12 protein-coding genes are annotated in these 14,182 nt (G+C 65.7%); 2 read left to right on the top strand and 10 right to left on the bottom strand.

Translation table 11 applies throughout. From position 1 onward, the window contains the following. Positions 1–94 precede the first annotated feature (94 nt). The 4 genes from E3T41_RS02375 to prmC all read right to left on the bottom strand — a co-directional run bounded on the left by E3T41_RS02375 (position 95) and on the right by prmC (position 3,631). A complete protein-coding gene (locus E3T41_RS02375) occupies positions 95–571 on the bottom strand; it encodes a hypothetical protein (protein ID WP_134477185.1) in 477 nt (158 codons plus the stop codon). Continuing rightward, positions 568–1,851 (bottom strand): MraY family glycosyltransferase, encoded by a 1,284-nt coding sequence (locus E3T41_RS02370; protein ID WP_092448751.1) that lies wholly within the window; start codon positions 1,849–1,851, stop codon positions 568–570. Before E3T41_RS02370 ends, E3T41_RS02375 begins: the two co-directional genes overlap by 4 nt. 3 nt (positions 1,852–1,854) lie before the next feature. Beyond that, complete coding sequence (locus E3T41_RS02365; RefSeq protein WP_104133219.1) at positions 1,855–2,676, bottom strand: L-threonylcarbamoyladenylate synthase; 822 nt, start codon at positions 2,674–2,676, stop codon at positions 1,855–1,857. 70 nt (positions 2,677–2,746) lie between these two features. After that, positions 2,747–3,631: a peptide chain release factor N(5)-glutamine methyltransferase gene (prmC, locus tag E3T41_RS02360; RefSeq protein WP_092448753.1), complete on the bottom strand. Its 885-nt coding sequence runs from the start codon at positions 3,629–3,631 to the stop codon at positions 2,747–2,749. 90 nt (positions 3,632–3,721) lie between these two features. Between prmC and cysK the strand changes: the two genes are divergently transcribed. Together cysK and epsC are read left to right on the top strand one after the other, a co-directional pair. Then, positions 3,722–4,672: a cysteine synthase A gene (cysK, locus tag E3T41_RS02355; RefSeq protein ID WP_104133220.1), complete on the top strand. Its 951-nt coding sequence runs from the start codon at positions 3,722–3,724 to the stop codon at positions 4,670–4,672. 15 nt (positions 4,673–4,687) lie between these two features. After that, a complete protein-coding gene (gene epsC, locus E3T41_RS02350) occupies positions 4,688–5,293 on the top strand; it encodes a serine O-acetyltransferase EpsC (protein ID WP_198415516.1) in 606 nt (201 codons plus the stop codon). 90 nt (positions 5,294–5,383) lie between these two features. Here epsC and prfA read toward each other — a convergent pair whose 3' ends face one another. The 6 genes from prfA to lysA all read right to left on the bottom strand — a co-directional run bounded on the left by prfA (position 5,384) and on the right by lysA (position 14,081). Then, complete coding sequence (prfA, locus tag E3T41_RS02345) at positions 5,384–6,463, bottom strand: peptide chain release factor 1 (RefSeq protein WP_134477182.1); 1,080 nt, start codon at positions 6,461–6,463, stop codon at positions 5,384–5,386. Further along, the gene (gene rho / locus E3T41_RS02340) at positions 6,463–8,967 is read right to left on the bottom strand and encodes a transcription termination factor Rho (RefSeq protein ID WP_134477179.1); all 2,505 of its coding nucleotides are present in this window, start codon (positions 8,965–8,967) and stop codon (positions 6,463–6,465) included. The genes prfA and rho overlap by 1 nt, the downstream gene beginning before the upstream one ends. A 278-nt stretch (positions 8,968–9,245) precedes the next feature. Beyond that, positions 9,246–10,205, bottom strand: a complete 960-nt coding sequence (gene thrB / locus E3T41_RS02335) for a homoserine kinase (protein WP_092448758.1) — start codon at positions 10,203–10,205, stop codon at positions 9,246–9,248. Further along, positions 10,202–11,329 (bottom strand): threonine synthase, encoded by a 1,128-nt coding sequence (gene thrC / locus E3T41_RS02330; protein WP_092448759.1) that lies wholly within the window; start codon positions 11,327–11,329, stop codon positions 10,202–10,204. Before thrC ends, thrB begins: the two co-directional genes overlap by 4 nt. Beyond that, positions 11,329–12,666 carry a homoserine dehydrogenase gene (locus tag E3T41_RS02325; protein ID WP_241980469.1) on the bottom strand — a complete coding sequence of 446 codons (1,338 nt, stop codon included), beginning with the start codon at positions 12,664–12,666 and terminating at the stop codon, positions 11,329–11,331. The genes thrC and E3T41_RS02325 overlap by 1 nt, the downstream gene beginning before the upstream one ends. After that, a complete protein-coding gene (gene lysA / locus E3T41_RS02320; protein WP_134477176.1) occupies positions 12,663–14,081 on the bottom strand; it encodes a diaminopimelate decarboxylase in 1,419 nt (472 codons plus the stop codon). The genes E3T41_RS02325 and lysA overlap by 4 nt, the downstream gene beginning before the upstream one ends. Positions 14,082–14,182 lie beyond the last annotated feature (101 nt).

Below are 14,182 nucleotides of genomic sequence, written 5' to 3'. Positions count from 1 at the left end.
TGTGCAAACCGGGGTTGGATCGGTGTTTACTCTAGCAAAGATCAGGCGCTGCGCCGAATCGAGAGCGGGATGGGTCGAGGCTTGGGTGCCAAGGTCAGTCGTCGATGGGTGCAGGGGGCAACGTGACGTCACTCGTATAGGGCATTCGACTCTTCATCACCACGACCGTATCGACCACGAGGGAGCCGATCACTCCGGCAATGATGCAGAAGAACAGCACCATTGGCTGAATCCAGGCGCGGTCCTGCAGCAGCACCAAAAGCACCAGGAAGACGACGAACTTGAGCAGCCAGCCGCCCATGATGATGCCAAAGAATCCACCGATGGCGGATTCGTTTCCGGCCACGCGGTTGGCCAGGAGAATACTGCCGGCCGTGATTCCCATGAAGGCGACCGACATGGCCGTTCCGATCAGAGCGCTGAGTACCCCGGTACCGCCGTCGACGACAAAGCCCACAATGGATCCGACCACCGCGATGGCCACGGCGACGTAGATGCCGTAGATCAGGATGCGACGCAGCACGGGGATCGAGGTGGGCTGGGTGGGGGCGGGCGTGTTGGTGCTGGTCATGCGTTCTCCTCGGCAGGCGTCGCCGCGGGGGCGGTCGCTCGTGTCGTTGCGGGGTCTGATAATACGGGTGTGTCTGTGGTGTGCTGGGCCGCGACGTCGAGCGGGTCGAGTTGATTCAGAACGACCACCGGCAGCGGCGCCGACTGGCTGGCCCACTCGCCGGTCTTGCGGCGACCGAGCGGGGCGAGGGTGACGATGGTGCAGATCAGGAGCGAGGTCACCAGGAAGATGGTCGCGTAGCCGGTGGGAAGACCGAGGTAAACCGGCAGGATGTAGTAGAGCAGGCATCCGATGGATGCTGCGGCTGTCCACCCATAGAAGATCAGCACGGCATGCAGGTGGGAATGTCCCATATCGAGCAAGCGGTGGTGCAGGTGTTTTCGGTCGGCACTGAAGGGTGACTTGCCCGCGTGTACCCGGCGGAGGACGGCGAGCCCGAAGTCCAGCAGCGGGATGATCATGATCGCCAGGGGCAGCAGGAGGGGAATGAAGGCCGGGAACAGCTGCGAACGGTTGAGGGAGGTCAGGTCGATCTGCCCGGTGATGGCTATCGCGCTCGTGGCCATGAGCAGGCCTACCAGGAGCGCACCCGCGTCGCCCATGAACATCTTCGCTGGATGCCAGTTCAACGGCAGGAACCCCACACAGGCGCCGACCAGGATGGCAGCAATCAGCGAGGCGAGGTTGAAGTAGTTGGTCGGCGAGGTGTCACGCACGAGCAGGTAGCTGTACAGAAAGAAAACGCCGTTGGCGATGAGGGCGACGCCGGTGACGAGACCGTCGAGGCCATCGATGAAGTTGATCATGTTCATGACGACGACGATGGCGACGACCGTGACGACGATCGACGTCCAGCCGCTCCAGACCGTCAGTCCGCCGATCGGCAGGGAGTAGATCTGCACGCCCTGCCAGGCCACGAGCCCGGCGGCGATGAATTGGCCGGCGAGTTTCGTCATCCAGTCGAGGTCCCAGATGTCGTCGGCCACCCCGACCAGCACGATCAGCAGCGCTGCGCCGAGGATCGCGAGGATCTGCTGCGGGTCGGCAAAGACCAGGCGCAGCGGTGCGAATGCCCCGGCCGTGAGGTAGGCGATACCGAATGCGACCAGGATGCCGAGGAACATGGCGATTCCGCCGAGGCGCGGCGTCGGGCGGGTGTGTACGTCACGTTCCCGAATCTTCGGGTAGAGACGGTACTTGTGGCTGAGCTTGTAGACGACGATCGACAGCCCGAAGGTGACGATCGCCGAAACGAGCGCGAGCAGAATGAATACTGTCATGGGCTACCGGCTGGTATCCGTGTCGTCCTGGGAGGGTGCGGAGAGTGTGGGTGCAGCATCCGTTTCGCCTGCATCGGCGGGATCGACCGCTGCGTCGGGCGCCGCCTCCGGGGCCAGCAGTACGCCGATGACGTCGGAGATCGCGTCTCGGGAGATGACCCCGGAGCGCACGATGTGCAGCAGGCCGCCATTGGTCTCAAAGCCGGTCGCGTCGACGATGGTCGAGGAGCCCTCACCAGCCAGTCCGAAGGCGCTTGCATAGGTGTTGCCGGCCGTGCCGCCGTCGAGATAGACCTCAACGCTTTCGCCGAGGGCGGCCTCGGCGGAAAGCGCGTCGAGGGCGGCGGGCGCGCCGCTGAGGTTCGCGCTCGACACCGCGAGCGGGCCGGTTGCGGCGAGCAAGTCGAGCGCGACCTGGTTGCTCGGCATGCGCAGGGCGACGGTGCCGCGGGTTTCGCCGAGATCCCAGACCAGCGATGGCTGGGCATGGACGATGACGGTCAATCCGCCCGGCCAGAACGCCGCTACCAGGTCGCGTACGGGCTGCGGTACGTCGACGGCAAGGGCATCGAGGGTGCTGACGGTGGGAATCAGCACGGGCGGCGGCGACTGGCGCCCGCGCCCCTTCGCGTCCAGGAGCAGCTGTACGGCTTCGGCATTGAACGCGTCGGCGGCAACCCCGTAGACGGTGTCGGTGGGGATGACGACGAGGGCCCCTCGGCCGATCGCCGAGCACGCCAGTGCGATGGCCGCCTGGTATTTCGATTGGCTCGTGTCGGACTCGCCCGTGTCCGAGTCGCTCGTGCAGTCGTAGATACGTGTCATTTCCGGCAATTCTAACCCAGTGCGGTTGTGAGAAGCGGATTCCACGGCCACCGGTTGCGTCGCGCGTCGCTCAGGGGTGCAACGCCGTGGTCGCCCGGTCGCGACTCGTGTAGTCACGGTGGGTGGCCGGGGCGCGCCAACCGTCCGCGGCTAGCAGAGCCCGGATAGCCGTTCCCTGCAGTTCCCCGTGTTCGATCACGAGCACACCGCCCGGTCGCAGCAGGCGCAGGCCGGTCGCCGATACGCTTCGCACCACGTCGAGGCCGTCCGGACCACCGAACAGGGCGTGAGCCGGATCGAACAGGCGCACCTCGGGGTCGCGGGGAATCGCATCCGCTGGAATGTACGGGGGATTGGAAATGACGACGGCGACCGTGCCGTTGAGTTCGACGAAGGCGTCGGCGAGGTCACCGAAGGTGAGGGTGGCGTTGCGGGCAGCGACCTCGGCGAAGTTGCGAGAGGTCCACGGGTACGCTTCCACTGAGTTCTCGACGGCGAAGATACGGGCGTGCGGCACCTCGGTGGCCAGGGCCAGGGCGATGGCGCCACTGCCGGTGCCGAGGTCGACACCGATCGGCTCCGCGTCGGGCATCGATCGCAGCGCGTCGATGGCGAACTGGGCGACCTGCTCGGTTTCGGGGCGAGGCACGAAGACACCCGGTCCAACGTTGAGGGCCAGCGCCCGGAAGGGGGCGCGCCCTGTTATGTGCTGCAGGGGCTCGCGGGCGCTGCGGCGGGCCAGCAGGAGGTCGATGGTGGCTGCATCCGCTTTGCTGACGGGTTTAGCCAGGATGCTGGCGGCCTGCACTTCGCCGCGGCTTTGACCGAGCACGTGGCCGATCAGCAGGTCGGCGTCGACCTCCGGGTCGAGGATTCCGGCGGCGCCGAGCCGGGCAATGGCCTGGTTTCTCAGGGAAGTGACGGTGGCGGGCTGGGCAGAATCTGAAGAAGGCACGTAGTGAAATGTAACGCACCCGGCCGTTAGTGGCCGAGGGCCATAGGCTGGATAAGGCCCTACACACCATATTTTGCCGAAGATCACCGAATGAAAGTTGCTCACGTGCCCAAGATCTATTCCGACATCACCGAAGCCGTCGGTGGGACCCCCCTCGTCAAGCTGAACCGTTTGACCGCCGGGCTCGGCGCCACCGTTCTCGTCAAGCTCGAGTTCTACAACCCCTCCAGCAGCGTGAAGGACCGCATCGGCGTCGCCATCATCAACGCGGCCGAGAAGGATGGCTCGCTCAAGCCGGGCGGCACCATCGTTGAAGCGACCAGCGGCAACACGGGCATCGCCCTGGCCATGGTCGGCGCAGCCCGTGGCTACAACGTCATTCTGGCCATGCCGGAGACGATGAGCAAGGAACGTCGCGTCATGATGCGCGCTTACGGCGCCGAGATCGTGCTGACCTCCGGTGCCGACGGTATGCGCGGCGCGGTCGAGAAGGCCGCCGAGATCGTTTCCAACACCCCGGGCGCCGTTCTGGCCAGCCAGTTCACGAACCCGGCCAACCCGGCCATCCACCGCGCGACCACCGGCGTGGAGATCTGGAACGACACCGAGGGCACCGTCGACATTCTCGTCGCGGGCATCGGCACCGGCGGCACCATTTCCGGCACCGGCGGCTATCTCAAGGAGCAGAAGCCAGGCCTCAAGGTCGTCGGCGTCGAGCCGATTGACTCCCCCATTCTCTCCGGCGGCAAGCCCGGCCCGCACAAGATTCAGGGCCTCGGTGCGAACTTCGTGCCGGAAACTCTGGACCGTCAGGTCTACGACTCGATCACCGATGTCACCCTGGCCGACTCGCTCGCCACGGCACGCAAGCTCGGCACCGATGAGGGCATCCTCGGCGGCATCTCCGGTGGCGCTGCCGTCTGGGCCGCGCTCGAGCAGGCAAAACTGCCCGAGAACAAGGGCAAGACCATCGTCGTCATCGTTCCCGGCTTCGGCGAACGGTACATCTCAACCGTGCTGTACGAAGACCTGCTCGACTAAGCCGTCAGCCCCTCCATGAATCCCCCAGAGTCAGTGAGCGTTTTCGGGCGCCTCCGCGAAGACATCGCGACGGCGCGCACCCACGACCCGGCCGCGCGCAGCAACACCGAGGTCTTCCTTGCCTACAGTGGGCTGCACGCGGTCTGGTCGTATCGGATCGCGAACCGTCTGTGGCGTCGTGGACTGCACCTGCTGGCCCGCCTCCTGTCTCAGGTGACCCGGTTTCTGACCGGAATTGAGATTCACCCGGGGGCAACCATCGGGCGTCGCCTGTTCATTGACCACGGCATGGGTGTCGTGATCGGTGAAACGGCGGTGCTCGGGAACGATGTGATGCTGTACCACGCGGTGACGCTGGGCGGCAAGAGCCGGCACGGGCATTCGCGCGGCGTGCGGCGGCATCCGTTTCTCGACGACGGAGTCACCGTGGGAGCTGGCGCCAAGGTCCTCGGCCCGATCACCATCGGTGCCTGGAGCACGATCGGCTCGAACGCGGTCGTAACCAAAGATGCCCCGCCGCGGTCGCTGCTCGTGGGGGTGCCGGCGACGATACGCCCGCAGACGCCCGCGACGGTCGAGTCCGCCCGAGGAGGCACCCTGGAGCCCGAGTACTACCTCTAGAATACGACCGGGCCCGGGCCCGGAAAGTAGGCCCATGTTCTATCGTGGGCCCGCTTTCCGGGCCCGGGCCCGGTTAGGTTAATGCGGGTGCTACTCGGGGTCGCCGAGCTCGGCCAGGCGAGTTTCCTCGTCGGCGTGGATGCAGGAGTCGATCACGGGGCCGAGGGCTCCGTTCATGACGGCGTCGAGGTTGTAGGCCTTGTAACCGGTGCGGTGATCGGCGATGCGGTTCTCCGGAAAGTTGTACGTGCGGATGCGCTCGGAGCGATCCATGGTGCGAATCTGCCCCTTGCGCACGAGCGAGGCCGCCGCGTCGATTTCTTCCTGCTGACGCGCCAGGACCCGGGCCCGCAGCACGCGCATCCCGGCTTCCTTGTTCTGCAGCTGTGACTTCTCGTTCTGCATGGCCACCACGATTCCGGTCGGAAGGTGGGTGATGCGCACGGCGGAGTCGGTGGTGTTGACCGACTGGCCACCGGGACCGCTCGAACGATACACGTCGATCTTGAGGTCGTTCGGGTGCAGCTCGACCTCTTCGGGCTCGTCGACCTCGGGGAAGACCAGCACGCCGGCCGCCGACGTGTGAATGCGTCCCTGCGACTCGGTCGCCGGCACGCGCTGCACGCGGTGCACGCCGCCCTCGTACTTCAGGTGCGCCCAGACACCCTCGGCAGGGCCGCTCGAATTGCCCTTGATAGCGAGCTGGATGTCTTTGATGCCGCCAAGATCGCTCGAAGTCTGCTCGATGATCTCGGTTTTCCAGCGATTGGACTCGGCGTAGTGCAGGTACATGCGCAGCAGATCGGCGGCGAACAGCGCCGATTCGGCACCGCCCTCCCCCATCTTGATCTCCATGATCACGTCGCGGGCGTCGAGTTCGTCGCGCGGAATCAGCAGGCGTCGCAGCTTCTCAGCCGTAACATCAAGCTGTTCCACCAAATCCGGAATCTCTTCGGCGAAGGCAGCGTCTTCGTCAGCGAGTTCACGAGCGGCTTCGAGGTTATCTTCAACCGCTTTCCACTCGTGGTACGCCGCGATGATGCGACTCAACTCGGCATAGCGCCGGTTGACCTTCTTCGAACGGGCCGGATTCGCGTGCAGCTCCGGATCCGCCAACTGCGACTGCAGGTCGTCGTGCTCGGCCAGCAGCGTGAGGACGGATTCGAACATTACTTATCCTTGTCTGACCCGTTCAGGGTCGGCATCGACTTCTGAACCTGCATGAGGAATTCCACGTTCGAGGAGGTCTCCTTGAGACGGCCGAGGATGAGTTCGAGCGCCTGCTGCTGCTCGAGCCCGGCGAGGGCGCGACGCAGCTTCCAGGTGACCTTGACTTCATCCGCGCTCATCAGCATTTCTTCACGGCGGGTGCCCGACGCGTTCACGTCGACGGCGGGGAAGATGCGCTTGTCGGCCAGCTGCCGGGACAGGCGCAGTTCCATGTTGCCGGTGCCCTTGAACTCTTCAAAGATGACCTCGTCCATCTTGGAGCCGGTCTCCACGAGCGCGGAGGCGAGAATGGTGAGCGAGCCACCGTTCTCGATATTGCGCGCCGCACCGAAGAAACGCTTCGGCGGATACAGAGCGGATGCGTCGACGCCGCCGGAGAGGATGCGACCAGAGGCCGGGGCCACCAGGTTGTAGGCGCGGCCGAGGCGGGTGATCGAGTCGAGCAGCACGACGACGTCGTGGCCGAGCTCGACCAGGCGCTTGGCGCGCTCGATGGCGAGTTCGGCGACGGTGGTGTGGTCTTCGGCGGGGCGGTCGAAGGTGGAGGCGATGACCTCACCCTTCACCGTTCGCTGCATGTCGGTGACCTCCTCTGGACGCTCGTCAACCAGAACGACCATGAGGTGAACCTCAGGGTTGTTGGTGGCGATGGCGTTCGCGATCTGCTGCATGACGATGGTCTTGCCGGCCTTGGGCGGTGCAACGATCAGGCCGCGCTGGCCCTTGCCGATCGGAGCAACGAGGTCGATGATGCGCTGGGTGAGCTTGCCCGGCTCGGTTTCGAGGCGCAGGCGCTCCGTCGGGTACAGCGGCGTGAGCTTGTGGAAGTCGACACGGGCCGCGGCCTCTTCAACGGTCTGGCCGTTGATCGAGTCGACCTTGACGATGGCGTTGTACTTCTGTCGGCCGGACTGGTCCCCCTCGTGCGGCTGGCGAATGGAGCCGACGACGGCGTCACCCTTGCGCAGGTTGTACTTCTTGACCTGGCCGAGCGAGACGTAGACGTCGCTCGCACCGGGCAGGTAGCCGGAGGTGCGCACGAACGCGTAGTTGTCGAGCACGTCCAGAATTCCGGCGACGGGAATGAGTACGTCATCGTCGTTGACCTCGGGCTCGAAGTCATCGCCCTGGTTCGGGCCGCGACGCTTGCGGTCACGGTACCGGTTGCGGTTGCCGCGGCCATTCATGTCGTCGTCGAGACGGTCGGGACCCTGGTTGCGATCCTGACCCTGGTTACGTTCCTGGCCACGGTCGTTCTGACCCTGATTGCGGTCCTGGTTGCGATCCTGACCCTGATTACGGTCCTGATTGCGATCGGCCTGCGCCTGCGCGCGCTCCTGATTGCGTTCCTGGTTGCGCTCATTGCGCGCCTGACGCTGGCTCTGTGCGCGGGTCAGGCCCTCGTCGTTTGAGCCGTTCTGGTTGCGGTCGTTCTGGTTGTTCTGGTTGTTCTGGTTGTTCTGGTTGTTCTGGTTGTTCTGGTTGTTCTGATCAACCTGGTTACGGTCGGCGACCTGCGCACGATCGCCACCGCGGCTACGGCTGCGGCTGCGGCCCTGGCGCGGCGCGTTCGTCTCGTTGGAGTCATCGGTCGATTCGTTTGAGTCGTCTACTGCCTCGACCCGCGGGGCCGCTGCGTCCGCGGGCACCTCGACCGGCGCGGCACTGTCGGTGCCAGCATCGGCTGCGGGAACGTTGCGCTGCGACGACGCCCGACGGGACGGACGGCGGGCTGCCGGTGCAGTCTCGGCTGGCGTGCTCGCGGCCGGGGCGCTGTCGGTGGCTGCGCTGTCGGTCGGGGCGCTGTCAGCGGTGTTGAGGACGACGGCGGCCGCACCATCGAGGTGAACCGGCGCAACCTGCACGCGCTTGCGCGCCTGGCGAACCGGCTTGTCGGTGACCGGTTCGGTGTTCTCGCCGGTGTTTTCAGAATCGGATGCCGCAGCATCCGCTGTCGGCGCGCTCGTGGCGGCCGCAGCGCCACGGGCGTTGCGTGCAATACGAGAGCCGGCGGCCGGAGCGTCGGGGAGGATGATGCCGAATCCGGAGCTGGCGTCGGCATTGACGTGGGATTTGGCGGGAGCGGCGGTGCTGGTGCTGGCACGACGAGGCGCACGCTTACGCGGAGCAGCATCGATGGCCTCGGCGAGGCTCTCGACCGGTGCGGACTCGGCCGGCAACGACTCAACTACGGGAGCAACATCGAGGGGAGCAACGGTCAGGGCCGGAGCAGGGTTACTGGCCTGTTTAGTGCTGGTCTGCTCGGTATCGGCCTGTTCGGTGCCGGACCGAGCCGTTTGGATTGCGTCCACGAGTTCTCCTTTACGAAGCTTGGAAGCGCCGGAGATTCCCAGCTCGAGAGCTAGAGCCTGCAGCTCGGACACGCGAAGGGTACTGAGACGGGGAAGATCCGAGCCAGTGGCGCGGAGGTTGACATCAGTCACGAAGGGGGTTCCTTTCCCCTGCCGAACAAAAATTCAGGCCAGGAGATGTATGCAGCGACGGATGCGCTGCGGGTGATCCAATCCGACAAGTGGAGGGGATTGGTGTAAACACACACAGCTACGCACGAAATCGCAATAGCAGTGAGGTACAGGGAATGCACCGGATGTCGCCGGAGGCGGTTTCTATCGGGTGCGCTTCAACCATAGCACTCCACCACCAGTCGAATCGCCAGTCGGGCCGACGCGCACGAGGCACGTCAGCCCGATCAAAACGAGCGTTACGCGGCGCTCTCGGCCGTGCTCGCGGAAGCGAGCGGATGCACGGTGGCACCCTGCACATCAACGGCGAGCATGAGCGCGCGCCACGGGGTGTCTGACTGGCTCGCGACGAGTTCGGCTGCGACCAGACGCTGGCCCGGGTCACTCGCCAGCACCAGAATGGATGGACCGGCACCGGACACGACGGCCGCGAAGCCGGCTTCGCGCAGCAGGGTGATGAGCTTATTCGTCTCCGGCATGGCCGCGGCGCGGTAGCTCTGGTGCAGCTTGTCCTCGGTCGCGGCCAGCAGCAGTTCCGGGCTCTGAATCAGCGCGGCGATCAGCAGCGCAGAGCGCGACAGGTTGAAAACGGCGTCCTCGTGCGGCACGGAAGCTGGTTGCAGGCTGCGCGCAAGCGCGGTGGACATCTCCTGCTCAGGAACGAACACGAGAGGCTTGACGCCGCGGTGCACAACGAGCTTTTTGTGACGCGGACCCTCGGGGGTGGTCCAGGCGATGGTCAAACCGCCGAACAGTGCGGGGGCGACGTTGTCCGGGTGCCCTTCCATCTCGGTGGCGAGTACGAGCAGCATTTCGGCGTCGATGTCGACGACGCCCTCCAGCAGTCCCTTGGCCGCCATGATGCCCGACACGATGGCCGCACCGGAGGAGCCGAGGCCGCGCCCGTGCGGAATAACGTTGTGCGCGACGATGTTGAGCCCGGGCATGGGCTGACCCACGGCCTCGAAGGTGTGAATGATCGCACGCACTACGAGGTTGCTCTCGTCGGTGGGCACCTCACCGGCGCCCACTCCGTGCACCTCGACAAAGACGCCGGGTTCGCTGCGCACGGTGACTTCGAGCTGGTCGTACTTGGCCAGCGCGAGCCCGAGCGTGTCGAAACCGGGGCCGAGGTTGGCCGTGGTGGCCGGCACCTGCACCGAGACGGCGCGCCCAATCAGCGAGAGCGGACTGATCATGCCTTGCCCAGGCCGAGCACGCTGGCGATTTCGGCGGTGTCGACCGGAACGATCGTGGGCACGACGTCGGAGCCGTCGGCGGTGCGCAGCGCCCAGTTCGGGTCCTTCAGACCGTGGCCGGTGACGGTGATCACGACGGTCGAGCCCTTGGGGATGAATCCGGCCTCGGCGCGCTCGAGCAGGCCGGCCACTCCAATAGCGGATGCCGGTTCTACGAAAATTCCGACCTCGGCCGAGAGGATGCGGTGCGCTTCAAGAATTTTTGCATCGGTGATGGCACCGAAATAGCCGTCGCTCTGCTCCCGCGCGTTCAGCGCGAGGTCCCACGATGCCGGGTTGCCGATGCGGATGGCGCTCGCGATAGTGTCGGGGTTGTCGACCCGGTGGCCGAGCACGATCGGGGCGCTGCCAGAGGCCTGGAAACCGAACATGCGCGGCAGTTTCGTGGTGGCGCCGCGGGCGACCTCTTCGCTATAACCGCGAAAGTAGGCGGTGTAGTTGCCGGCGTTGCCGACCGGAACGAACTGAAAGTCCGGGGCGTCGCCGAGCACCTCGACGACCTCAAAGGCGGCGGTCTTCTGGCCTTCGATGCGGTCGGGGTTGACCGAGTTGACCAGGTGCACCGGGTAGTTGGTGGCGAGCTCACGGGCGATGTCGAGGCAGTCGTCGAAGTTGCCCTGCACCTGCAGCAGCTGCGCGTTGTGGGCGACGGCCTGGCTGAGCTTGCCCATGGCGATCTTGCCCTCGGGCACGAGCACAGCGGCGGTGATGCCCGCGTGGGTCGCGTAGGCGGCGGCGGAGGCACTCGTGTTGCCGGTCGAGGCGCAGATGACAGCCTTCGCGCCGTCTTCCATAGCCTTGGAGATGGCCATCGTCATGCCGCGGTCCTTGAACGACCCGGTCGGGTTCATGCCCTCGAACTTGATCCAGACCTTCGCGCCGGTGCGCGCGGAGAGCGCTGCGGCGGGGATGAGCGGCGTGCCGCCCTCCCCGAGGGTGATGATCGGGGTCTTCTCGGAGATATTCAGTCGGTCGGAGTATTCGTTCAGCACCCCGCGCCACTGGCGGCTGACGATTGCGCCGGGCTTGGTCAGATTGGTACTGGTCTCGCTTGGGCTAAACATCAGACTCCTTCAACTCTCAAAACGGATGCGACTTCGGTGACAACACTGTTGGTGGCCAGGTCCTGCACGGTGGCGGCGAGTGCGGCCTCCGTTGCGTCATGGGTCCCGATCACTAGGGTAGCCGTGGCCGAGCGTGCTGCACGACTCTTCGTTGCCATCACGGCCGGTGTCATGGACTGTTCCACGAGCGCCAACGAGACCTTGCGTTGGCCGAAGACGCTCGCGATGGTCGCGAGCACGCCGGGTTCGTCGGTGACTTCGAGGGTCACCGCGTACCGTGTGGTGACCCGGCCGATATCAAAGATAGGCAGTTCGGCGTAGGTCGACGCGGCAACGCCCGGCCCACCGGCAACGTGACGCCGCGCGATGGAGACAACGTCCCCGAGCACGGCCGAGGCCGTCTCCACTCCCCCGGCTCCGGCGCCGTAGAACATGAGGCTGCCGGCGGATTCCGCCTCGACGAAGACGGCATTGTTGGCGCCGTGCACAGCGGCCAGCGGATGGCTGCGCGGAACCATCGCCGGGTAGACCCGTGCCGACACCCCGTCGACGCCGTTTTCGTCGGTGACCCGTTCGCAAATAGCGAGCAGCTTCACGACATAGCCGGCCTTGCGCGCCGATTCAATCTGCGCGGGGGTGACCGACTCAATGCCTTCACGGTAAACGGATGCCAGCGGCACCGTCGTGTGAAATGCCAGACTCGCCAGAATGGCCGCTTTCTGCGCGGCGTCGTATCCGCCGATGTCGGCCGTCGGATCGGCCTCGGCGTAACCGAGCGCGGTCGCCTCGGCCAGCGCGTCTTTGAGACTGGACCCGTCGGTGTCCATCCGGTCGAGAATGAAGTTCGTGGTGCCGTTCACGATGCCGAGAATGCGCTTGACTTGATCGCCGGCGAGGCTCTCCCGCAGCGGACGCACGATGGGGATGGCCCCGGCGACCGCGGCCTCGTAGTTGATTTGGGCGCCGACCTGATCGGCGGCCGCGAACAGCTCGGGTCCGGCTTGGGCGAGGAGCGCCTTGTTGGCGGTGACAACATCCGCTCCACTATTGATCGCCAGCAAAATGTGACTGCGAGCCGGCTCGATGCCGCCCATCAGCTCGATCACGATGTCTGCGCCGAGAATAAGCTCCTCGGCATTGGTCGTGAACAGGTCGCGGGGCAGATCGACCGTGCGTTCCGCGTTCACGTCGCGCACCGCGATGCCGACCAGTTCGAGGGTGGCGCCGACGCGGTTGGCCAGTTCAGGGCCCTGTTCCAGCAACAGGCGGGCTACCTGGGCGCCCACGTTGCCACCGCCGAGGAGCGCAACGCGCAGATTGCGGTATTCGATCTTCAAGATTCTCCTCCATTGGCCGGGCCCGTCGAAGGCATCCCGGTGTCCCGCGCGAGCAGGTCGGCTATCGTTTCGCCGCGCACGAGCACCCGCGCCGTGCCATCCAGCACGGCCACGACGGGCGCGCGGCCCTGGTAGTTGTAGTTGTTGGACAAAGCCCAGCAGTAGGCGCCGGTGGCCGGCACCGCGAGCAGATCGCCGGGGGTCACATCATTCGGCAGATAGTCGGCGTCGACGACGATGTCGCCGCTCTCGCAGTGCTTGCCGGCGATGCGCACGAGCACCGGCTCGGCCGTCGACACCCGATCGGCGAGGCGTACCGCATAGTCGGCCCCATAGAGGGCCGGGCGAACGTTGTCGCTCATGCCGCCATCGACGCTGACGTAGAGGCGCTGCGTGCCCGACACGTCGACGGCTTTGGTGGTGCCGACACGGTAGAGGCTCACGCCGGCGCGTCCGATGATGACGCGGCCGGGTTCGAACGCGACGACCGGCAGCGGGATGTTCAGCCGCGCGCACTCGGTGGCGACGATGTCGGCCAGGGCCACGGCGAGCTCTCGAATCGGCGTGGGTTCGTCGGCGCTCGTGTAGGCGATACCGAAGCCACCACCGAGGTTGAGTTCGGGCACCGGGCCGTCTTTGAGCAGGACCGCGTGCAGGTTGAGCAGCCGGGCGGCCGACTCGGCGAATCCGTCTGCACCGAAGATCTGAGAGCCGATGTGGCAGTGCAGGCCGACAAAGCCCAGCGCGGGTTCGGCGCGAATCAGCGCGACCAGCCTCGGTGCATCGGTAAGCACGATGCCGAACTTCTGGTCCTCGTGCGAGGTGGCCAGAAAATCGTGGGTATGGGCGTGCACGCCGCTGTTCACGCGCAGCCGCACGTTCTGCACCCGGCCGTTTCGCGCGGCGGCTTCGGCGACGCGGCCGATTTCAACCTCGCTGTCGATCACGATCGTGCCGACGCCCACCCGGGTGGCCTGGTCGAGTTCGGCGAGGGACTTGTTATTGCCGTGAAAGCCGAGCCTGGCCGGTTCGGCGCCACCAGCCAGCGCGACGGCGAGCTCGCCACCGCTGCAGACGTCGATATTGAGGCCCGCGGCGGTGACCCAGCGCACGATCTCGGTCGACAGAAACGCCTTCCCGGCGTAATACACCTTGACGCTCGTGCCGATCCGCGCGAACTCAGCCTGGAACACGGTGAGCAGCGCGCTCGCTTGGGCGCGGGCATCCGCTTCATCGATGACATAGAGAGGAGTGCCGAATTCGGCGGCGAGGGCCGAGGCCCTCACCCCGCCGATGAGGAGTTCACCGCTGGTGCTGCGGGCGGCCGTCGCCGGCCAGAGGCCGGGTGCAAGCGCGTTCGCGTCGGCGGGAAGGCGCAGCCAGTCGGGGGCCAGAGAATTAGGTTCAGTCGTCACGGGGAGTACCTCACGAGAGTCGAAGGGGAATCTCAGCGAGCGAACCCGGTTTGGTCCCTGAAGCCGGAAAAATTGGTCAGCCCACAAGACGGGCCGGCCTG

Source organism: Cryobacterium sp. Hh38 (assembly GCF_004403235.1).
Taxonomy (GTDB): Bacteria; Actinomycetota; Actinomycetes; order Actinomycetales; family Microbacteriaceae; genus Cryobacterium; species Cryobacterium levicorallinum.
Note: the sequence above shows the minus strand (reverse complement) of the source record. Positions and strands in the feature narration are given on the sequence as shown.